Annotated in this window: 12 protein-coding genes; 3 read left to right on the forward strand and 9 right to left on the reverse strand. The window is 47.9% G+C overall.

The window, feature by feature from the left end; genetic code table 11:
* Window positions 1-130: 130 nt before the first annotated feature.
* From BTV99_RS11765 to BTV99_RS11775, 3 genes are all read right to left on the reverse strand, one after another.
* On the reverse strand, window positions 131-655 hold the full coding sequence (locus tag BTV99_RS11765; protein ID WP_075102557.1) for a TPM domain-containing protein: 525 nt from the start codon (window positions 653-655) through the stop codon (window positions 131-133).
* 55 nt (window positions 656-710) lie between these two features.
* Window positions 711-1,874: a YgcG family protein gene (locus BTV99_RS11770; protein WP_075102558.1), complete on the reverse strand. Its 1,164-nt coding sequence runs from the start codon at window positions 1,872-1,874 to the stop codon at window positions 711-713.
* 156 nt (window positions 1,875-2,030) lie between these two features.
* Entirely contained in the window at window positions 2,031-2,663 is a 633-nt protein-coding gene (locus tag BTV99_RS11775) for a LemA family protein (RefSeq protein ID WP_075102559.1), read from the reverse strand.
* A gap of 1,063 nt (window positions 2,664-3,726) precedes the next feature.
* Between BTV99_RS11775 and BTV99_RS11780 the strand changes: the two genes are divergently transcribed.
* Window positions 3,727-5,286 carry a sodium:alanine symporter family protein gene (locus BTV99_RS11780; RefSeq protein ID WP_075102560.1) on the forward strand — a complete coding sequence of 520 codons (1,560 nt, stop codon included), beginning with the start codon at window positions 3,727-3,729 and terminating at the stop codon, window positions 5,284-5,286.
* Window positions 5,287-5,467: 181 nt separating this feature from the next.
* On the opposite strand, the gene BTV99_RS11785 is transcribed toward BTV99_RS11780, so the two are convergent.
* Window positions 5,468-6,100, reverse strand: coding sequence for a fasciclin domain-containing protein (locus BTV99_RS11785; protein ID WP_075102585.1), 633 nt, complete (start codon window positions 6,098-6,100; stop codon window positions 5,468-5,470).
* A 234-nt stretch (window positions 6,101-6,334) separates the two neighbouring features.
* A complete protein-coding gene (locus BTV99_RS11790; protein ID WP_075102561.1) occupies window positions 6,335-6,889 on the reverse strand; it encodes a fasciclin domain-containing protein in 555 nt (184 codons plus the stop codon).
* 744 nt (window positions 6,890-7,633) lie between these two features.
* On the opposite strand from BTV99_RS11790, the gene metH reads away from it, so the two are divergent.
* Together metH and BTV99_RS11800 are read left to right on the forward strand one after the other, a co-directional pair.
* Complete coding sequence (gene metH / locus BTV99_RS11795) at window positions 7,634-11,446, forward strand: methionine synthase (RefSeq protein ID WP_075102562.1); 3,813 nt, start codon at window positions 7,634-7,636, stop codon at window positions 11,444-11,446.
* Window positions 11,447-11,870: 424 nt separating this feature from the next.
* The gene (locus BTV99_RS11800; protein WP_075102563.1) at window positions 11,871-13,364 is read left to right on the forward strand and encodes a hypothetical protein; all 1,494 of its coding nucleotides are present in this window, start codon (window positions 11,871-11,873) and stop codon (window positions 13,362-13,364) included.
* A gap of 34 nt (window positions 13,365-13,398) precedes the next feature.
* Here BTV99_RS11800 and BTV99_RS11805 read toward each other — a convergent pair whose 3' ends face one another.
* The 4 genes from BTV99_RS11805 to BTV99_RS11820 form a co-directional block, all read right to left on the reverse strand.
* Complete coding sequence (locus tag BTV99_RS11805) at window positions 13,399-13,584, reverse strand: DUF2256 domain-containing protein (RefSeq protein WP_075102564.1); 186 nt, start codon at window positions 13,582-13,584, stop codon at window positions 13,399-13,401.
* 15 nt (window positions 13,585-13,599) lie between these two features.
* Window positions 13,600-19,782, reverse strand: coding sequence for a DNA repair ATPase (locus BTV99_RS11810; RefSeq protein WP_075102565.1), 6,183 nt, complete (start codon window positions 19,780-19,782; stop codon window positions 13,600-13,602).
* Between the two features lie 219 nt (window positions 19,783-20,001).
* On the reverse strand, window positions 20,002-22,023 hold the full coding sequence (locus tag BTV99_RS11815) for a hypothetical protein (protein ID WP_075102566.1): 2,022 nt from the start codon (window positions 22,021-22,023) through the stop codon (window positions 20,002-20,004).
* A gap of 235 nt (window positions 22,024-22,258) precedes the next feature.
* Window positions 22,259-22,915 (reverse strand): DUF1449 family protein, encoded by a 657-nt coding sequence (locus BTV99_RS11820; protein ID WP_075102567.1) that lies wholly within the window; start codon window positions 22,913-22,915, stop codon window positions 22,259-22,261.

Here is a 22,915-nt window from a genome sequence, read left to right on the forward strand (position 1 = left end):
GGCTCGTAATTATAAGTCTATGCTGTATCTAGCTTGTACTATGATTCATTGCAAACTGAATTAGGGACACGCCCTAGTAAAAGCATTGAGCAGGCTTTCTTTAAACACCAGCAAGTAAAGACTAGCAAGCTTACTTCAAATACACCACTGTATCAGACAGCTCGTTGCCCGCAGGGTCATGCTCGAGATGATAATACTGCCGCAGCACTTGCCCCACTTCATCTAATAGCTCAAGCAAGCTTTCTTCTGTTTTTTGGTTAGCAATACCAGCAACAGCTTTGTCACACATGGCGCGCCACACTGTCGGGCTGACATGGGCGCTGATGCCGCGATCTGCCACAATCTCTAAACTGTGCTCACAGATATTGACATAGACCAGCACGCCTGTGTTTTCTTCAGTATCCCAAACACGGTACTCACTAAACAAATCAATGGCGCGCTCACGGCAGCCCATATGATAAGCCTGCTGAATAGGAAGGTGGTTTTCGATAATCAAAAACACCTCGCCGCGATGACCACGCTCCGCGCTGGTTACTTTTGCTGTCAAGCGCGCTTTGGCAGCCGCTGTCAGCCATTTGCTGTGCATCAAAGGCACAAACAAGACTTGGCGCCACCAGCGGGCAAAGCTGGGATGTGCAGTATTGTTTTCTGCCATTATATTACTTCCTCAAATACGTCGTTGCTCACGATTGTTTTTTCATTGTATCAGGCTACCAAGAGCCACCGGCACCACCGCCGCCAAAGCCACCACCGCCGCCGCCGAAGCCGCCGCCACCAAAACCACCACCACCGAAGCTGCCGCCACTACCGCCGCCCATGCCCGGTAAGAAAATCATGCCACCGCCGCCGCCGCGGCCACCACCGCCGCCTGAGCCACGTGAGATAAGGAACATCCACAAAAATATCGCCATAATGACGGTCATAAAAAATCCGCCACCCAGCGCCAGTGAACCTGCAAAAAAGCCGCCAGCTGTCAGGATAGAGCCAAACACACGGCCAAATATGTTGGTGATAAAACCACCGAAAATCATCGCCATGATAAACAAAAAGATCGGCGATGGTACCTCGTCATCTCCCTGCTGCGCACTACGCTCTGCCGCTTGGGCATCGGCACGCGCCAACACCTCAGGATCAGCGCTCAGGCGTGTCTTTAGCGCGTCTACCCCTGCCAATATACCAGCACCATAATTGTTTTGTTTAAACAAAGGGGTGATGTCTTCTCGAATGATGCGATTGACCGCAGCATCAGGCAACACGCCCTCAAGCCCATAACCGGTCAAAACATACATATTACGGTCATTGACCGCGACAACCATCAGCAGACCATCATCGATATCTTGGTCGCCCAGCTGCCATTTTTCTGCCACTTGTAACGCATAGTCAAATATCGGCAGCCCGTTGGTCGTCGGTACAATCACAACCGCCGCCTGCGCCAAACCTTGCTGATAGATGCTCTTAAGCTGCGCCTCTAAGCGCTGTTTTTCTTGCGGATTTAAGATATTGGCTTGATCCACCACAGGCGAATTTAGGATCAGTTTGTCAGCATCGACGCTTTTGGCGCTTGATTGTATCGGCGCAGCAGTCGTTTGCGCTGCATTAGAATTGATGGCGTCATTGCTATCTTGATTGTCATTGCTAAGAATGGTTTCGTTGATCGCCTCATTCCCCAATACTGCCTCATTAATGGCTTCATTGGATTCGTCTGCTTTGGCAATTGCCACCAATTCTTCGACACTGCGGCTCTGCACGTTTGAGCCATTATCTACAGCGACCGCATTATCAGCAGCGTCGTTGGGCGCGGCGTGCAGCATCGGTGCACCGCCCAGACTCAGTGTAAATAGTAATACTGATAAGATTGCTTTTGAATGATTCATCTAATCTATACCACCTTAAGTGACCGCTGTACTTATTATAAAATTATAAAACACTAAAATTTAAGCTCATAAAAGTCTGGGTCATAAACACCAGTGCCACAACCCCTAAAACAAATAAAGCGGCCAACACCGCTTTATTTTATGGAGACTTAGAAGCTACTCAGCGCTCGTGTTCGCCGAGTCACCAAAATCGACGCTTGGCGCAGTCGAAATGGCCTCTTCGTCGGTCACGCTAAAGTTTGGCTTAGTATCCATTCCAAATACTTTGGCAGTGATATTGGTCGGGAACTGACGCACGGTGGTGTTATAGCCCTGCACTTCTTGGATATAACGGTTGCGCGCGACGGCGATACGGTTTTCTGTGCCTTCTAGCTGCGCTTGTAAATCTTGAAACAACGCATCTGACTTGAGCTCAGGATAGCGCTCAGACACTGCCATCAAACGCGACAGCGCCCCTGTCATCTGCTCTTGAGCGGCGGCGTAACGCTCCATCGCTTCTGGGTCGTTTAGCACCTCTGGCGTGACGGTAATGCTGCCAGCACGCGCACGCGCTTCGGCCACTTGAGTAAACACCTCTTGCTCTTGCTCAGCATACTGCTGTACCACCTTGACCAAGTTTGGCACCAAATCTGCGCGGCGCTGATACTGGTTGACCACCTCTGACCACGATGCGGTCACCTGCTCATCTTGCGCTTGCAAATTATTATAGCCGCAGCCGCTGAGGCCGGCACTAGACGTCGCAAGTACCGCTGCTATCAGCATGGGTTTTACCATAGATTTACGTGTCATCATTTCTCTCCTAATAATAAATATATCGCAACTTATGTATAATCTTTTTGTCGGTCGTGCTGATATACGCCGACCTTGTTTGTCACTTGCCTCTGCCCATAACCTGAATTGGTTTATAACTTATGCTTATATAGGTAGGCCTTATAATTTAATAGACGGACTCCATAGTCAAAAACCCAAACAGTCACAAGCGCAAGCCGCTTATTTATCTTTCTCTTTTTGCATTTTTTGCGCGACCTGTTTACGTCGATTTCGCGTCTGTTTTTATCATTATAGCTTATACGATATGGTAGTAATAATGGCGCTATCGTAGTGCTTTTACAATTCATCGTTACCAAAACACAACCGCGATGTCGCCGGTAAGCAGACGCCTGTATCGTTTTTTAACAAAAAGCTTCTGCCAGGACAGGCATAAACATAGGTCTGTTTCCTTGCCACCCTTGAGAAAACAGCCTTCTTAAATATGAATATATACGCTTATATATAAAGAAAATTCTAGTAATTAATAGAAAAATATGGCAAATTGCAGTTACGTAGCCGTACGGTTTGAATACATTTGGTAGTGGACATATGGTTTAATTAGTATTAGCAGCCCATCGATAGCTTGATGAAAACGTTGACAAACTGCGTAATACTTACTAAACAGATTTGTTTGTTATTGATCCAATACCCTGTCATCGCACCGTGCTGCTCATAGCAAGCCCTGCTATCAGTTTGATGGCTATTTAATTATATAACCGCCTGTTTTGTTTGTGGGTCTACTTATAACGTATCTGAGCGCTTGGTCATTTATACCGTGCCTTATGCTCAGACAGCAATAAATCGTAGCCGTGACTGATATGATACAGATAGCGGCGAGCAGTAGAATGCTTTGCTGATCAGCCCTACGGACAAATACAGACAACTACAGTCCATTCTTAGTGGTGACACAACGTATGAGACTGCGCTAGCACAGGTAAGTCGATGCTGATAATTTAACTGCTTAACTTGAATAAGTAAGTTAACCAGTTAGTTTACGCCTAGCATACAGCGCCACTTTGAGACAGTACTAGGAATACATAATATGGAAGGTTTAGTCAGTTTAGCAAATGGAATTATTTGGAGCCCAGCGCTGGTCTATTTATGCTTGGGCGCAGGTCTATTTTATTCCATTATGACGCGCTTTGTGCAAGTTCGTCTATTTGGGGAGATGCTCCGACTGTTGTTTAAAGGCAAGCCAGACAATGATGGTATCTCATCATTCCAGGCACTTGCCGTCTCGCTCGCAGGCCGCGTCGGTATGGGTAACATCGCGGGGGTTGCAGCCGCGATCGGCTTTGGTGGCCCAGGTGCAGTATTTTGGATGTGGATCGTGGCGTTCTTGGGCGCATCTACCGCGTATGTCGAATCGACTTTGGGTCAAATCTATAAAGAGCGCGACGTCGTTACTGGCGAATATCGCGGTGGCCCTGCATATTACTTCGAGCGTGCCCTTGGCCAAAAATGGTATGGTATCTTATTCGCCATAGCCTCTATCGTCGCTTGTGGTGTGTTCTTACCTGGCGTACAGGCAAACGGCGTCATCAACGCTGTCGCGCAGGTCGCAGGTGAAGGCTCGGCGATGACCCTAGCTGGCATAGAGACGGGTACCACACGTCTGATCGCTCTTGCTATCATTTTGGTGGTTTTAGGCTTTATCATCTTTGGTGGTATCAAGCGTATCGCAACCTTTACTGAGTATGCGGTACCATTTATGGCGCTAGGCTACATTATCCTAGCTCTACTTATCATGTTTACCAATTTCAGCATGATCCCGCAAGTATTTGGCGCAATCATTGGGGATGCCTTTACTGCTCAAGCAGGCTTTGGTGCTGCCATTGGTTGGGGCGTAAAACGTGGTATTTACTCAAACGAAGCAGGTCAAGGTACAGGTCCTCACGCCGCCTCTGCCGCTGCGGTCGATCACCCAGCTCAGCAAGGTTTGGTACAAGCGTTTTCAGTCTATGTAGATACCTTGCTTGTTTGTTCTGCCACTGCTTTTATGATCTTATCAACTGGCATGTACAACATCCAAGGCGAGCTGGCTGAAGGACAGTTTATCGTCCAAAACGTCGCCGCTGATGTTGAGATCAACTCTCCATCATTCACCCAAATGGCGATGGAGTCTGTCTACGGCAACTTTGGTGACACCTTTATTGCTGTCGCGGTATTCTTCTTTGCCTTCACCACTATCTTGGCGTACTACTATATCGCGGAAGTCAATATCTCATACCTGACCCGCTCAATGGGTAAAGGCGCGAGTAAGACAGGTCAGTTTATCGTGAAGCTCGTTATCATGTTTATGGTAGCTTACGGCGCGCTCAACAGCTCAGGCTACATCTGGGGTCTCGGCGATGTTGGCGTTGGTCTTATGGCATGGCTCAACATCGTTGGTATCATCGTCATCTTCTTTGTGGCACGTCCTGCTATCGATATTTTGCGAGATTATGAAGCCCAGCTCAAAGCAGGCGGCGGTACTACTTCTAACAGGTTTACCTTTGATCCTAAGAAATTTGGCATCAAAAACGCTACCTACTGGGAGGAGCGTCATCTAAAAGAGCAACAAAGAGTGAATGCGGACCCATTACATAAAGAGCCTAAATAATCGCTCGATTGTATTGAGTCTTAACAATAAAAAAACCCGAGACCAGTGTCTCGGGTTTTTTTAGCCGTTATTTGGCTGCATTATCTTTAATACTTATCCATAAAAATGCTCTAGGCTAAAAGAGCTAACAGCTACTTAAAAAGCCGCCGTTAATACTCTTAAAAATGACATAACGCTGCGATTACTTGGGCAATAAAACGGTATCAATCACATGTACGACCCCATTAGTCGCCATCATATCCGTGCCGACGATATTGGCCGTATTGCCATTTTCATCAGTGATAACATTGGCATCACTGATAGAAATCGTCGCACCATTGGCGGTTTCAATGTCTGTACCATACGGAATATCAGCGGCTTTTACGACCGTTGGAACCACATGGTATGGCAGTACACTTTTGAGTGTTTCTTGATCCGCCAGTAGCTCTTCTTTTGTGATGCCTAGCTTGGTCAGCAACGCTCCAAACGCCTCATCTGTCGGTGCAAATACGGTGTACTTATCCTCAGCCATTAGCATGGAGTCGAGCCCAGCCGCTTGCAGCGCTGCGGTCAAAACTGTCAGGTTTTCATTGCTGGCAGCCATCTCTCCGATGGTTTGCGTCGCGGCAGTCTCACCCATAGCGTCCGTTTCGGCCATCGGCTCAGTATTAGCCATTGGCTCTGTCATCTCTACAGGCTCGCTCATGGTTTCTGTTGTTTCTGTGGTGGTGTCAGGCTCGACCACCGGCTCGGTCACAGTTTCAGTATCATTACAAGCAGCCAGTGATACTGCGGCGGTAACGACAGCGATAGATAATAGATTCCTTTTTAACATGATGCTTCCTTTATTTAACGGATAGAATTTTGGTTGTTTGATTAATAGCAACTTTATAAATAGTAGCTTTATAAATAGCAGTTTTATTAAAAGCAGTCTCAATAAAAACTGGATAAGTACAAGCTGAATAATAGTATTGAGCGGGATGCGAGAGTCCAGACCATCACTGCGCTGATAGCGTTTGTCGCGTATAAGCACAGCGCACATGGTCGTGATGGTTATCAATGTTTATGGTTATTTGGGCATCAACACACGATCCACCACATGTATCACCCCATTGCTCGCCGCAATATCGGTTTTGATGATATTGGTGGTACGACCCATTTCATCCATCAGCTGCCCTTTTGGCGTCACCATCAGCGTATCTTTACTCACGGTCGTGACATTGCCTGGTTTGACATCTTTGGCGTACATGGCCATATTGCCATTGATTACGTGATAGCCTAAGATTTTGGTCAGTAATGGCTTGTTGGCAAATAGCTGCTCTTTTGTCATGCCAGTTTCTTTTGATGCTTGCATAAAGGCGGCGTTGGTTGGCGCAAATACCGTATAGTGAGCATTGGGATTAGATAAAGCACCGGCCAAATCTGCTGCTACGACCGCTTCTACCAATAACGAAAAATCAGAATTGCTTTGTGCGATTTGCACGACGTTCATCTTTGTCATAGATTGGCTGTGCATCGGCGCTTTCATTTGCGCGCTTTTGGTCGGCATCATGTTATTACAGGCACTAAGACCAGCGATTGAAACGGCCAATGTACCTATCGTAGCGATTTTAGAGAATTTCATATAAACATCCTTGATTATGAATTTTGTCAGATTGGTGATTTACTCATAAGGCCTGCTAATCCATAAGCCACTACCCTTTATTTATATTACCAAAGTCAGATATTTATATAGCAATAAGTAAATAAAAATTACGGTGTGCTGCACAATACCTATTGGATAACACAACACGCTACTTTCTTTATCCACTCTTTACGATATCTACTGATATGACAACTGATTAACAAGCCGCATTTCGATAAACCACATTATCAGAAGGCTTGTTAGTATTACTTATAAAATGCAAATCCTTATGTATACAAATTAACATATAGCAATCATTCATCTATCCATATTTACGCTATTTTTTGTGCGATGGATGTAAGTTTTGTCAGTTTTTTGGGCAGGTTTTTAAGTTTCCATGGTCAAAATCAAAGCTTTATGTAATCTTTAAGCGAAATGATATTCATTTGTGCCTGTTTATCAAATGGCCTAAACTGCTATCAGCTCAAACATTACCGCTTAGCTGATAAGTGTTATGAGGGCGTGATTTTTGTGCAGTGTTTGATCACTCATGCTTAAACGCTTTATTATCATATGACACAAAGGAATATCGGCCTGCCCGTGTGCGATAGATTTTTCATGCTAAAATAATGCGAATTTGCCTATTCTATTTTGTGGTAATAACCGGTAGTTATATACGCGTTATGTACTGACACCTTTTTGCCCTCTCTTTTTTTAAATATTGACGAAATAAGCAGCGCTCCTATGACTCAACAGCCGACGACTCAACAGCCAACCTCCCAGGCTTCTTCGCAAGCCGATCACTCAGCACCGTCAGCGGACGGCTTTGTACTAACGCCACCTGCCGTCTTCCCTTATAAAGAGCAGCAGCTCACCGCTCGCGTGCGTATCACTGAGCAAATGAAGTCGCGTATCTTGATGCTTGATGGGGCGATGGGAACGCAGATTCAGACGTATAAGCTCGAGGAAGCCGACTATCGCGGTGAGCGCTTCGCTGATATCGAGCAAGACGTGCGCGGCAATAATGATCTGCTGGTACTTACCCAGCCGAAAATGATACGCGACATTCATCACGATCATCTCGCAGCAGGCGCTGATATCATCGAGACCAATAGCTTTAATGGTACGCGGCTATCGATGTCTGACTACGATATGGAATATCTGGTGCCAGAGCTAAACAAGACCGCCGCGCAGATAGCACGGGCGGCAGCTGACGAATTTACCGAAAAAACCCCTAATAAGCCACGCTTTGTCGCAGGGGTCATCGGCCCAACTTCGCGTACCTGCTCGCTGTCCCCTGATGTCAATGACCCTGCCTTTCGCAATATTACCTTTGATGAACTGGTGCTCAACTACCGCGAGGCAACGCTGGCACTGATCGAAGGCGGCGTCGATATCCTGTTGATTGAAACCATCTTTGACACCCTAAACGCCAAAGCGGCAATATTTGCCATCACCGGCGTGTTTGACGATATCGGTTTTGAGCTGCCGATTATGATATCAGGCACCATCACCGATGCTTCAGGTCGCACGCTATCGGGTCAGACAGCGGAAGCGTTTTATAACTCTATCCGTCACGCCAAGCCGTTATCTGTTGGCTTTAACTGCGCGCTCGGCGCTGATGCGCTGCGCCCGCATATTCAGACGCTCTCGAACATCGCTGACACTTATGTCTCAGCGCATCCAAATGCGGGGCTGCCCAATGAGTTTGGAGAGTACGATGAGACCGCCGAGCAAACCGCTGCCCTGCTTGAAGGCTTTGCCAAAGCGGGCATCCTAAACATCGTCGGCGGCTGCTGTGGGACCACACCTGAGCATATCCGCCACATTGCAGATATGGTGGCGAACTATCCGCCGCGCGTGATACCAGAGATTGCCCCTGCCTGCCGTCTGTCTGGACTTGAGCCATTTAACATCACCGCCGACAGTCTGTTTGTCAACGTTGGTGAGCGTACCAACGTCACAGGCTCCAAGAAGTTTTTGCGCCTAATCAAAACCGAAGCCTATACCGAAGCGCTCGATGTGGCACGCGATCAGGTCGAAGGCGGCGCGCAAATCGTCGATATCAACATGGACGAGGGCATGCTCGACTCCAAACAAGCGATGATTCATTTTGTCAATTTGGTCTCGGGCGAGCCAGATATCAGCCGTGTGCCGCTGATGATGGACTCCTCTAAGTGGGACATCATCGAAGAAGGACTTAAACGTATCCAAGGCAAATCGGTCGTCAACTCCATCTCCTTAAAAGAAGGCTATGACGAATTTGTCAAGCATGCCAAGCTCTGTATGCGCTACGGGGCTGCGGTCATCGTTATGGCCTTTGATGAAGATGGGCAAGCGGACACCTATGAGCGCAAAATCCAGATCTGTCAGCGCAGCTATGACGTGTTGGTCAACGAAGTTGGCTTCCCATCTGAGGACATTATCTTTGACCCCAATATCTTTGCGGTCGCCACCGGTATCACCGAGCACAATAACTACGGCGCTGACTTTATTAACGCGGCCAAATGGATCACCGAAAACCTGCCTAATGCCATGGTGTCAGGCGGCGTGTCCAACGTCTCGTTTAGCTTCCGTGGTAACCCGATTCGTGAAGCCATCAACTCGGTATTTCTCTATCATGCGATCAAAAATGGTCTGACCATGGGTATCGTCAACCCATCAATGCTTGAGGTTTATGACGATATCCCGATTGAGGCGCGCGAGGCGATTGAGGATGTGATGCTCAATCGCAATCAAGGCGAGAGTGGACAAGATGCCACCGAACGTCTGATGACCATCGCTGAGAGCTATCAAGATGGTGGCAAGAAAAAAGACAGCACCGTCGATATGAGCTGGCGCGAGGGCACGGTAGAAGAGCGCATCGCCCATGCACTGGTCAAAGGTATCACCACCTTTATCGAAGCCGATACCAAAGAAGCATGGGAGAAATACCCCAAGCCGCTCGACGTCATCGAAGGGCCTTTGATGGATGGCATGAACATCGTCGGTGACTTATTTGGCTCGGGTAAAATGTTTTTGCCGCAAGTGGTCAAGTCGGCGCGCGTGATGAAGCAATCGGTCGCTTGGCTCAACCCTTATATCGAAGCAGAAAAAGTCGAGGGCGAAGTCAAAGGTAAAATCCTTATGGCAACGGTCAAGGGCGACGTCCATGATATCGGCAAAAACATCGTTGGTGTGGTACTCGGCTGTAACGGCTACGACATCCTTGATCTGGGCGTCATGGTACCGTGTGAAAAAATCCTCGATACCGCTATTAGCGAGAAAGTCGATATCATCGGCCTATCAGGACTAATTACCCCGAGCCTCGATGAGATGGTCTATGTCGCCAAGCAAATGCAAGAGCGCGGCATGACCCTGCCACTGATGATCGGCGGTGCCACCACCTCTAAAGCGCATACCGCGGTAAAAGTCGAACCGCAATACCAAAACGATGCGGTCATCTACGTCTCGGACGCCTCACGCTCGGTCGGCGTGGTGACCAAGCTGCTGTCGAAAGAGCACCGTCAAGGCCTGATCGATGAAACCCGCGAAGAGTATGTCAAGGTGCGCGAGCGTCTGGCCAAGCGCCAGCCTAAAGCGGCCAAGATATCGTACGCTGACGCCATCATGCGTGGCTTTGACTATGACTGGGACAACTATGTGCCACCTATGCCAAATACACTCGGCCAAGTGATACTTGACGACTATCCGATCGCAACCCTGCTGCCTTATATCGACTGGACGCCGTTTTTTATCTCGTGGGGGCTGGCGGGTAAATATCCTAAAATTTTGCAAGATGAGGTCGTTGGAGAAGCGGCGCGTGATTTATTTAACAATGCGCAAAACCTGCTACAAAAAATGATCGATGAAAAGTTAGTCGTCGCTAAAGGGGTATTTAAAATCATGCCCGCGCGGCGCACAGGTAGCGATACCCTCACCGTTTATGATAAAGCGCCTACCAATGGCGGGCAGCCAACCCATACCTTTGAGCATCTGCGCCAACAAAGCGACAAAGCCAGCGGCAAGCCAAACTTTAGCTTGGCCGACTTTATCTCACCATCAGAGAAGCACACTGACTATCTAGGCGGCTTTACTGTCTCCATCGTTGGTACAGAAGCTCTTGCTGAAAAGTACAAAGCGGCGGGTGATGATTATAATGCCATCATGGTACAAGCGCTGTCTGATCGTCTAGCCGAAGCATTTGCCGAGCATTTGCATGAGCGCATCCGCAAAGACTATTGGGGCTATCAGGCTAGTGAGGAACTCACCAACGATGAGCTGATCAAAGAAAAATACGTCGGTACCCGCCCAGCGCCGGGCTACCCTGCCTGTCCTGAGCATACGGAAAAAGGCAAATTGTTTGATTGGCTGGGTACAGTGGACGCTATCGGCACAACGCTAACTGAAAGCTTTGCCATGTGGCCGGCATCTTCGGTCAGCGGCTTTTATTACTCGCACCCTGATAGTAACTACTTTAACGTCGGAAAGATTGGGCGTGATCAGTTGGAGGATTATGCTAAACGTAAGGATTGGGATATTAAGACTGCTGAGAAGTGGTTAAATCCGAATTTGTAGATTATTAATGGTTTAGCTAGATATTTTTAACCCACGGCGTACTAACTAAGAATTAGTTAGTACGCCGTTTTTTTATTATTGTTATTGTCGTAACTTTCGCCGCATCTCATCTAACACCGTCTAACAATGGCGCTATCACTTTTTGTTTGCTAGGCATCATCCAAAAGGCTCTCTTTTGATATACGACAACGTTTGTATTTTCTGCTCTTCAGTTACTTAAACCATCTTCTTAATATATAAAATTGTTTATATTTTTATTCGCATATCCGAATTTTTTTGATATATTTATAATTATATATAAATAGCATGTTTAAACTATATACCATTCTGCCCTCTTCAAGACGTTTTTTAATAAAAGGAGGAACAAGGACGTTCGTGTAAGCCTAGCTCGATTTTACATTTTTTATTCAAGGAGAGAAAGAAAATGAAAACTTTTAAATTGACACTACTGGCCATTACTACTGCGCTGTTTTTACAAGGGTGTGGGGATGATAATGATGACTCACCATCTACATCACCACCTGATCAATCAGTTATTGACACCAATATCGTTGGTTTTTGGAGCCAAGACGGTGGCAATGACAACAACTTGAGCGCTATATCTTTTATGAGTGACGGCACTTATGTGCAAGTTCAGGTTGACAATGAATCGCTGGTCGATGATCCAGAAGGCGGCCTAGAATGGGGAACCTATGAGATTAATAGAAAGACTGGCGAATTAACCACCACACAGTTATTTGATGAAAATGGTGATGTGGGTTTGTCAGATGCGCCAAATCTATCAGCTCGTGTGTCTAATGGTAAGCTGATCCTGCAAGTCGATGAAGATGAAAACGGTAGCATCGATAGTGATGAACAATATCAGTTTTCAGAAATCGAACCCGACGGTATCGTAGGCGCTTGGAGCTTTGATGATGTAGATGATACAGATGATGAGCTGATTGGCGTGGCTTTTTTAGATAATAATCAGTACGTTCATGTACAAGTGAACTCGGATCTCTCAGTTGATAACGATGAAAATGGTCTTGAATGGGGTACTTACGCCATTAATCCAACCACCAATCAACTCACAACCAACCCAACCTTTGATAGTAATGCTGGAAAGGGACTCTCAGAGCAAAGCACTCGTTATGCGCGCGTGACTGATGATGAGAAGCTCATCCTTGATGTCGACGATGATTCATTTAGCTTTTCAAGAACTGCTGTTAAAGGAACAGTCGATGCACAGATGCTTTCAGGACTGTGGCGCATGGATTTGGGTGATGAGGAGCTGGTAACTTTATCCTTTTTAGACGATGGTACCTATATGCAGACGCAAGTAACTGGTACGACTTCTTCGAGAGGCTCTGATGATGGAATAGAATGGGGCAAATACTCACTAAAAGCAAGTGACGAACTCAAAATTGATAAAATCGTTTATGATAATAATGGTACGTCCGGCCTATCAGACAACGTGTTAAGAACAGTGCAAATCTCTGGTGATACGCTGACGTTAGGTGTTGATGAAGACGATGATAATGTCATAGAGGTCGATGAGCTATATACCCTCTCAAAAGCCAAGTCCGAAAATGAGTTAGGCATCTGGAAAGCACAGGCAGGTCAGGTAGATGATGAGCTAGTACTGTTTGGTTTTTTAGATGATCAGACTTTTTTCCATATCGAAGTCGATCAAGAGTTGCCTTATGAATACAGTACTGTGCCACTCTCTGGGATGGACTGGAATACCTATACTCTAGGTAATAATGGTCTGTTTACCCTTGGGCAGTCGTTGTATAGTAGTACAGGTGGTGAAGACTTATCATTTTTCTACCAGATGAATGTCAATGTCGAAGACGATACTCTAACCTTTAAGGCATATTCAGATCAAGATGAAGTAAATAATGATGATGGCGAAACCATTGTGTTTGATCGTCAATAATTAGTAATAAAAAATGAACTTATCAGAATCAAACTCAGCTTATCGATTCATAGGCTGAGTTTTCTAGTTTGGACGGCTCATTTTTTACTTTCCCCCGCCGACACCGCTCCGAACAATACAGCACATTGTCCCAATCCTTCTCCCACTTCTTGCGCCAGGTAAATGGGCGTTGGCACACGGGGCATATTTTCTGTGGTAGGTTTGCCTTTTTATGGGCCATGATTACCCTTACCGATTACTCATAATCGTCAAATATTTTATTCAGCTTATTTAGGCTATTGACGATCAGCTTACCTGATTGATCGGTGCTGCTGTCAATCGCCAGCTTCTCATCCATACGCATCGTTAGCGGTGCAAGCGCATCTTTTAGAGCGTGTGCTATCAGCGCGGCCTGCTCTGTGACATCGGTGGTCGATGCTTGATCGTCAGCACGGCTCGATAGACTGTGAGCCATCTGCTGTGCCAGTTGCTCGAGCGCGCCCACCAGTTGTACCATAAGCTGTTTTTGCATTTCTTGGTTTTGTTTGAGGTACTCGCCTTCGGTTTTATGGTCGTGCTTGTAGAGCTGTGTTAGCTGAGTCATGCTTTTCTCAAAGCCATTATCGATACTATCGCTGACCACTTTGGCATTGTCTACAAAACCTGAGAGCACGCTGTCAGCGAGAATTTTTTGTGATTCAAGCTGAGCCTCTCGTTTTATTTGCTCTGCTGACTCGTTTAAACGCGCCAGCTGCTCAGGATCATTTTTTGTTACATAGCTCTCAAATTGACTGCTAATGGCATGAAAGCCGCTAGCAAGATCGACAAGCTGCGCGACGATACGTGCGCCGATATCGCCATCCTCACCGCCCATGGCTTTATTGCGTAAGAAGTCGGTTTTGATTTGCGCCCAACGCTCTGACTCTTCTTGCGTTAATGTTCCGCGCATCTCGCCAAGCTTCAGTAGATTGCTCTCTGCGCCTTGAGTGAGTAGCTGCGACTCGCCCAAATAGTGATCATCGATTAGCTGATCCAGCTCTGCTTGATTCATGACGGCCGATAGTTTTTCGGTCATCTTATTCATATTGCGATAACTGCCTTGCAGTTTAAATATCGGCTCGGTGCGGTATTTATCATCTTGCGAGGCCGAGGCGATGTAGGCCTGATTGACATCGAGGATGACTGCTTGCACGGCAAACATATGGCGCAAGACAGCAACAATTTCATTAACTTCTGAGGTGCTATATGGATAGCTCAGCTCGCTAGCTTGGGCTTGCGCGAGGTTTGCATTGTCGGTCTTTGCCATTTTTATGAGTCGATGCACATCGCTTAAATCGCGGTTGGCAAGGGGCGCGAGTACCTTGTTTGAGGTCAAGGCGTTTTCGATATAACTGAGCGCAAACACCTCCTCCATACCGCTCATGATGTCGCCAAGATTATAGATATCGGCGCGGTTGGCGAGCATATCAGGGACTTTAAAGGCTTCCCCGCTTTCGGTATAGGGGTTACCCGCCATTACCACACAGAACTTTTTGCCGCGCATGTCATAGGTTTTGGTTTTGCCTTGCCAAACGCCATCGATGCGCCGCGTGCCATCGCCCAGTGAGATGAATTTTTGTAAAAACTCGGCGTGCGTATGCTGGATGTCATCCAGATAGAGCATGACGTTATTGCCCATTTCAAAGGCAAGGTTAATCTTGTTTAGCTCCTCGCGTGCGGTGGCATTGGGCGCTTTTTCGGGGTCGAGGGAGGTGACATCATGACCGAGCGAGGGGCAGTTTATCTTCATAAAGATAAGCCCTAAGCGGCTCGCCACATATTCCATCAAGGTGGTTTTGCCGTACCCTGGCGGTGATATCATCATAAGGATACCCATCAGGTCGGTACGCTTGTCCTCACCGACGGTACCCATTTGCTTGGCAAGATTGTCACCGATCAATGGCAGATAGCTCTCATTAATCAGGCGGTTACGCACAAAGGATGATAGCGGACGCGGCATAAACTCATTTAGCCGCAGCTCGTCTTTTGCCTCATGCAATATCTCAGTACGCATTGCCAGATAGCGCCTATAGGACGGAATGACTTGGCTGTCGTGATAATGTAAACGGCTTAAAAAATCATCGACCGCAAAGGTGAGGGTCTGCTGATGAATACGCTGATGCTCGCCCAATAAGCTGCCCACCTGTATCTCAAGCGCCACCTTACTTGTACTACGTGCAAAGCTTTGTACTTGATTTAGCGGGTGTTTGCCATTGGATAAAGACGAGGATGCTATAAAGGATAAGGTCGATGCCGAGGCGTGCTCCGACGCCCTTGCATCAACGCTGACGCCCGACGCACTCAAGCGCTGCAATAAAGATGCGCGCATGGGGTCATCTAACTGGGTAAGCATGATAGCAATCGCTTCAGGTACATAATGGCGACCGATCTCCACCTGCTGCTGACGCCGCGCTTCCTCTTCTGCTCGCTTAGTGCGCACATCTTCGCTAGGCGCATCAGCATCATCAGCACTGCTACCATCTGTAGTCTGATCTGTAGCTATGCTATCTAGCAAAGCATAAAACCAAGTGGCTAGTAGCTCATAGGCAGATTTGGGCTGCAAGGTCAGCTTGCCAATAGAGGACTGCAGCTGCGTCATGCTTTGAGTAGCTTGCCCGCCGCTTGGGTTAGCATCCAATGCTTGGCGCAGCTGATCACACAGCGCTTGTGCTTGCTGGCTGGTTTGCCATGATAATGATAGCTTGTGATCGACAGCATCACTATCTAGACCACTGGCGAGCATCCCACTTGCATCAGTGCCAGCCTGCCCCATGACACTGACCAAGTATTCGCAGGCTTGCTGTACGTACTGGTGTTGAAAGATAGTGGCGTCATTGCTATTGCTAGTATGATGACTATTACTGCCTGTATGGCTGCCATCATAAGCCGTGACAAACTCGCGCATGAGCATGGTCATATCGGCAATTAATAGCGCCTGCGCCCGATCGCTGCCAAGACTACGCCGCAGCTGCTCGGCAGTCACCGCTCTATCGAGCCAGCTGCCGACTTGTATCAGCACGTTTTCATTTAGCCAAGTGTCATAGCCAAAGGGGCGCAAAGCCTCTAGGCCAAGCGCTTGTACCAGGGACAGTTGCCAATAAAACAGCTGCGCCAGCGCGCGCACTTGCGGCGTATAAATAAGTAAACCGGCATCGCGTAGCGTGGGCAGGATTTGGAGCAATAGCAATGTGGCGTCATGATCATGAATGCCTTTGTCAAACCCAAGCTGATAGCGCGGCGTGGCATAAGCTTTGACCAATGTGGCCAGTGGACTGCTGGTAGTAATCTCGCCGCTGCTATCTATCGTATGAGCCGCATTGGCCATACTGACCGTGTCGTCATAAGCCTGATACAGACGCGCCTGAGTCAGGCCGTCTTGATTGTTTTTCGCGCTCTCGATGATGCGATAGGCCAAGTATTCAGCGCGGTACACCGTATCAGACTCAGAGGCGATACTCATGTCCCAATACGGGCGCAGCGCATTTAATTCTGCATTATCGAGCACTTCATAATAGTCTGTGCCGGTGAGATGTAGGTTTAGCACACGGCTACCGTCTGTTTGCTGACGACTGAGCAGCGTTAAGTCCAGCGGCTGAGTGTTGACCGAAAAGCGATGACGGCCGAGCTTGATGATTTGCCCACCGTCTTCAAACAGATCCGACTTGTCTTTGAGGCTCTTATAGCTTTCGACCTGAATGGCTTTGAGGCGTGCGTCGATATCGTCTGCTTTAACGCTAAACCCCATCTGTTGCAAGTCTTTGGCGATGCTCCGCACTTTTTGTACCAGACCATCAGAGGCAAAGTAAGTATTGAGCGCTTCTTCCTCGGCAAATCCAGTGACGCCAGTGCTTTGGGTGCGTTTTTTGATACTCTCAAGCATCCGCAGTGCGCCATCGCCTAGGTTTTGCGCCCGGCGATTACGGGCATCGAGCAGCTGCTGTTTATGATTTTCAAAAGTATCAAAAATCTCTTCGCGCTTGGTGATGATATCTGCCAAAAACTGATCGCCGCCCCCCGTCTCAGGATCAGCAAACTGACTCTCAAGCTCCTCTAGCTGCACCAGTAGCTTGGCCATTTGCTCATCTGATTTCTCCGGCGTATTGGCAATCGATAAGGCATTGGCAATCGACTGACCAAACAGCTTAAACTGCGCCCCAAATTGCGCAATCGCTTCGGCAGAACCTAAGCTTTTACGTTTATGATTGAGCTTGGCCTTGTTTTGATTGAGGCGCGAGTAAATGGTCGATATGTCATCGATGATTTGCGTACGGACGGTGGCATCAGCGACATCGAGGGTGCCCAGCAGCTCGGTCAACAAGTCCAGCCCTGCAGCGGTATCGTCGATTTGCTCAAGCACCGGTTTGAGCTCGCTATTGGTTTCGGCGGTGTCTAGACGTTCGCTGACATCTGCTAAGATATCCTCATAGCTGGATAATGCCTCCTCACCGCTTAAAAACGTCACGGTTTTTTCGGCCAGCTCGCTCTCTGCTTCCTCCAATTGCTTTTGCAATGCTTGTAACTTATCGGCATCTAGATAGCGCAAGTCCTCTAAGCCGACCAGCCGACCTTTTTGTCGCCTGAGCGCCGATAACTGCGCCACATAGTCACTGGCTGACTCAAAGTTTGTGATTTTTATTTGCCGCAGGATATCATTTTGCTGAGCGTCGGCATCCGCTAGTGCTGTTTGGGTCTGCTTTTGGATACTTTGGACTTTGGCAAACTCATCAATGACCAGCTCGGCAGTGGCGGTGACGTCTTTGATACTGCTTGCAATATCGCCCAGCTCTGGCTCGGACAACCAATAATAGCTATCAAAGAGACGGCTGGTATTGTCGGCGAGCTCTTCATAAAGCTTTTGCGAGACGCTTTGATTGTCAATGAGGCGAGTGATGCTATAAAGATCTGAGATACCGCGTACCAGCTCTTTGTTACCGATTTTGCCATAAAAGCTCGTGCTTTCAGGCAACTCGCTGACATACTCATGCGACGCATACGGCGTATGCCATATCTGCATTGGATGAATGCGTGACGGCTCATTTTGCGCACTAAACAGCACCAAACGGCCGTTTTCAGCCAGCGCCATGCCGTTACAATAAATGGGGTTTGCCAGCTGTTTTTTGATAAGGTTGTAAGGAAATAGCCCCGTGATGCCAAGTGCTCGGTCATAAAACAAAAACAATACATCTTCGCCATTGGGCGAGATGATCTTACGTTTAAACTTTAGGTTTTTTCCCGTGCCGCTACCCGTACTGGTGTTGGCATCGCCATTATGAGCATCAAACAGTTTATACTCGCCTGTCTGCAGATAGTAGCCTCCAGGGAAGATGATGCCGTGATCCTCAGGCAGCTGCACACACGACTGCCCGATGGCATCCAGCCGCAGCACAGCCTCGGTCAAGGTGTTATAAACAAAGTAGCGATAGCTGTCCTCGCGATACGGTAATATCTTGAGCAAAATCAAGCTGCCCACCTTGGCATAATCGATCTGAGCATCGGTAAGCGACTGGGTACGGTCATCGACCGGCTCGCTATAGATGCCCTGCCCTGACTCGGTATTGTTTTCGATTTTGATGGTCAAGTCACCGCCGACCGTTTCCACAAAGATGGTGTCTAGGATATTCATGTGCGGATATTTGCCATTAATCATCTGCTCACGCGTGGTCTCTATCCACTCAAAATCATAAGCAGGTGGTAGCTCAATATCGCGCTCACCGCGATTGTCGACGTAAGCCACTTGCGCAGCCTCTGGTGTGCCTTCGCTAAAATCGAGCGCAAAGCGAAACACCCGAATATCGCTGATACGCTCACCGATCTGAAACGCCAGCAAAAGCTTGCTGTCTTTGACCGTCAGCTGCATAAGGCGCGTTTGCTTGTAATAGCGGTATAGCTCGTTGAAGTCTTGCACAAAAGCTTGCTGATCTAAAAAAGTCCCTGCCAACTCGACTTCTTCTAACTGATACGCCTCTTCTGGATTGGCTCGGCTTTTCTGCGCGCCCTCCTCAGCCGTATCGCCACCATCAGTTGCCTTGCTCAGACGATATAGCGATAGCACATCCTTGATACTACTGGCGCGCTTAAGCCCCATAAAGACGTTATAACCAAACAGCAAATAATCACCGACCTGTACCATATCTTGCGCCACGCAGTTATATTCGGTACGAATACGCGTGCGGGCAATCACTTGCATCTGCGTGCTGCCAAACTCCTGTAGGCGCGCATTATTTAAGGTCGCGGTTTGCTGCTCTAAGCGGCTACCTTGCTCGGTAAGGCGTTTTTTTATAAGCTCATAGGCGTTACCTGAAGCGACGGCCTGATCGGCTTGACTGGTGGGCTGGGCTTGATTGGCTTGGCTATCGTTGTCGGTGCTATCTAGATTGGTTGAGTTTTGCGTATCCGCCATCGTGAGTCGTCCACTTCTGTTTTTATATAATAAAAGAATTTTGGGCAATAAGAAAAGATGAGATAAATCTAAGAAAATCTTGACTGGTCTAAAAAAACGAAAAGTAACGTTAAGCGACAAAGGCGTGGATAAGCTTTTTTAGACCAGCCAGCTCGGTACTGTCATGAGCTGACCAAAAAACCTGCCGCCACAGCAGCAGATTTTTGACTATCAAACATACTAATCATTATATTGAGTCGGCGCGTTATCTGACTTGTTGGCTTTATTCATTGCCTGATTGGCCAGCACACCATTGAGGATACCGCTTAGGGTATCTGACTTACCAGCAAGGCCATCGATGGCTTTGCCGATAGAGAGTGATTTGGCAAAGTTGTCAAAGAAGTGGGCTTCGCCGCCGACGATATCGATTTTGGCTTTTTGTAGCGCCACAGCCAATACATCAGCATTTTCTTTGGCAATCTCTTTACCAGCATCGATAGACGCCATGGCTTCTTGCAAGGCAGTTTCAAGCCCCATACGGAACTCCTCGTGCTCACGAGCCTCTTTACTCATGCTGCCCATGGCGTTGAACTTCTCGACCAGACCATCGGCCTCAGCTTGGAAGTGCGCACGCGTGACTTCGGCTTTGGCCAGACCCACGTCGCGTTCAGCCTTGGCATCCGACTCACCGCGAGCGGCAACGACTTGCGCATTAGCCATACCAACATCACGATCGGCTTTGGCATTAGACTCACCACGAGCAGCGATTACCTCGGCATCAGCCAGACCTTTTTCGCGCTCAGATTGCGCTTCGGCCTGCCCTGTTGCTTTGATGATATTAGCTTTGGCGATGCCTTCTTTTTCTAGCGATATAGCCTTGGCTTCTTGGATGGCCGCTTCGGCAAAACCATGCGCCGACTCTTCGGCCTTGATTCCTTCAGCCAGCTTAACTTTGGCCTCAGCATCTTTGGCCGCCGCCTCTAAATTGGCGTTGGCAAGGGTGGTAATCTCCACCGCCTTATGCTTCGCTGACAGCTCTTCAGCTTCGGCTTTTTTGACTTGACGCACTTTGAGCTCTTCTGCATCTGCCTCAGCGGCAAGGACGCGCGTTTGCTTGTCACGCTCCGCCTCACTGACTTCGCGGACTTCTTTGATGCGCTCTTCTTCTTGCGCCACGGTCTTATCGACTGCGATACGCTCACGAATGACGTTGGCGATTTCTTTTTTCTCAAGCTCGATGGCACGCTCAGCTTCGATGCGCTGCAAGTCAACTTCACGCTCACGCGAGACGATCTCTAAATCCTGCGCTCGCGTCACTTTTTCTTGCTCGATGATGACGGCGCGCATACGGTTTTGCTCTGCAACCTCGATTTCGCGCTGCTGGTTTTCGCGCTGAATCGCCAGATCCTGCTCGACGATGATGATAGCGGTTTCTGATTTTTTACGCTCTTCTTCTTCAATCTTGCGCGTCTCGGCTGTTTCACGAGCGATGACTGACGCAATTTCGCGTTTTTGTTTGGCTTCGGCATCTGCTTGCTGACGCTCCAGCTCCAGCATCGCCTCGACGGTTTCGACGTTTTTCTTCTTCACCGCCAGCTCTTCGTCACGCTCAAGCTCATTGGTGATGACGTTTTGCATCGCGGTCAGCTGGGTGATTTTTTTGATGCCTTCAGAGTCCAAGATATTACTGGCATCCAGCGACACTTTTGGCGTTTGCTCCAGATAGTCAATCGCCACATCTTCTAACACATAGCCATTGAGATCATTACCGATTTCTTGCACGATGCTGTCACGAAACTCGCTACGGTTTTCGAAGAGTTTGACAAAGTCGATTTGTTTGCCGACCGTCTTTAGTGCTTCAGAAAATTTGGCATTAAACAGCTCATTGACCGCCACTTTATCAGAGGCGCGCTCCACCCCGACCGATTTGGCGACTTTGAGCACATCTTCTTCGGTTTCATTGACTCGTAAATAAAACGCCACCGTAATATCGGCACGCATATTATCAGCGCAGATTAGCCCTTCTTTGCCGCGGCGATCGACCTCTAAGGTGATAAGCGAGATACGCATCAGCTCTTTTTTGTTGATGACCGGCCAGACAAAGCCACCATCAAAACGCACCGCGATTTTGTTCACGCCGTTGATAATCAGTGCTTTGCCCTGCTCTACCTTAAAATAAAAGGCCTTGAGCATCAAAAGGGCTGCCATAATAAAAACAAACGCCAGCACCACAACCACGCCGACGATGATAAGTATGTCCATATTTATTCCTCTAATAAAACGCAAGTGTAAAACTATATAATGTAAAGCTATATATCGTCTCTTTCATAAAATTTGACTGCGGTATCGCCACAGCGGCGGGTATTTATTGGTGGGTATTGATTGACGGATAGTTAGCAGTTGGTCTCACTGCCACACTCTTTAATCTAATAAACGCAAAGCCTAATCAAGACAAAGCTCAGTGCTTATCGCCTGTCATCGATACAATATATCGCCGTTACTCGTCTTTGGCCGCCGTCACATAGTAGGCATTGGCGTCTGCGATATACTCAACCAATATGACCTTATCGCCTTGTTTCAATAGATTGTCAGCGCTCTGTGAGCGCACCTTGAGAATCAGTCCTGCACCGCCATCAGCCAGCTCAGCCTCGCCATGTTTGTCGGTCACGCTCAGCGTCCGCACGATGGCAACTTTACCGACGTTGCTTGCGGCGCTGCGTTTGGGAATGTTGGCGATGTTCTTGCGGATAGGCGAGATGATAAGACCAGTTAGCCACATCGATACCACCAAAACAAACACCAACGCCCCGGTACCAAACACATAATAAAGCGCACCTGAATGAAAGTATTGATGCAAAAAGCTGGTATACAGATAGCTAAGCAGCCAGCCGATAAGGCTAATAAGGGTTAAGATAATAATAAGCGGCACGCCATAAAGACCAAACTTGAGCATAAGACCTGTAAAAAAGCCCGTCGATGACAGATCGGAGATATCTGCCTCACCGCCAGCGTCGCCAAGCTCGACCGTATCCATGTCGGCCATGCCAAGTAGCGATACCAGCCAATACAAGGTGACAAACATCACCAAACCCGTAAAGATCACTGTCGGATAAAGACTTATCTTAGTGATAAATACCGCAAAAGACTCCTGCAT

This window comes from Psychrobacter sp. Rd 27.2 (genome assembly GCF_001921755.1).
GTDB lineage: Bacteria > Pseudomonadota > Gammaproteobacteria > Pseudomonadales > Moraxellaceae > Psychrobacter > Psychrobacter celer.

Excerpts from the sequence above, each read along its gene's own strand:
- BTV99_RS11765 (WP_075102557.1), bottom strand. The coding sequence starts at position 655 with ATGGCAGAAAACAATACTGCACATCCCAGCTTTGCCCGCTGGTGGCGC.
- BTV99_RS11770 (WP_075102558.1), bottom strand. The coding sequence starts at position 1,874 with ATGAATCATTCAAAAGCAATCTTATCAGTATTACTATTTACACTGAGT.
- BTV99_RS11775 (WP_075102559.1), bottom strand. The coding sequence starts at position 2,663 with ATGACACGTAAATCTATGGTAAAACCCATGCTGATAGCAGCGGTACTT.
- BTV99_RS11780 (WP_075102560.1), top strand. The coding sequence starts at position 3,727 with ATGGAAGGTTTAGTCAGTTTAGCAAATGGAATTATTTGGAGCCCAGCG.
- BTV99_RS11785 (WP_075102585.1), bottom strand. The coding sequence starts at position 6,100 with ATGTTAAAAAGGAATCTATTATCTATCGCTGTCGTTACCGCCGCAGTA.
- BTV99_RS11790 (WP_075102561.1), bottom strand. The coding sequence starts at position 6,889 with ATGAAATTCTCTAAAATCGCTACGATAGGTACATTGGCCGTTTCAATC.
- metH (WP_075102562.1), top strand. The coding sequence starts at position 7,634 with ATGACTCAACAGCCGACGACTCAACAGCCAACCTCCCAGGCTTCTTCG.
- BTV99_RS11800 (WP_075102563.1), top strand. The coding sequence starts at position 11,871 with ATGAAAACTTTTAAATTGACACTACTGGCCATTACTACTGCGCTGTTT.
- BTV99_RS11805 (WP_075102564.1), bottom strand. The coding sequence starts at position 13,584 with ATGGCCCATAAAAAGGCAAACCTACCACAGAAAATATGCCCCGTGTGC.
- BTV99_RS11810 (WP_075102565.1), bottom strand. The coding sequence starts at position 19,782 with ATGGCGGATACGCAAAACTCAACCAATCTAGATAGCACCGACAACGAT.
- BTV99_RS11815 (WP_075102566.1), bottom strand. The coding sequence starts at position 22,023 with ATGGACATACTTATCATCGTCGGCGTGGTTGTGGTGCTGGCGTTTGTT.
- BTV99_RS11820 (WP_075102567.1), bottom strand. The coding sequence starts at position 22,915 with ATGCAGGAGTCTTTTGCGGTATTTATCACTAAGATAAGTCTTTATCCG.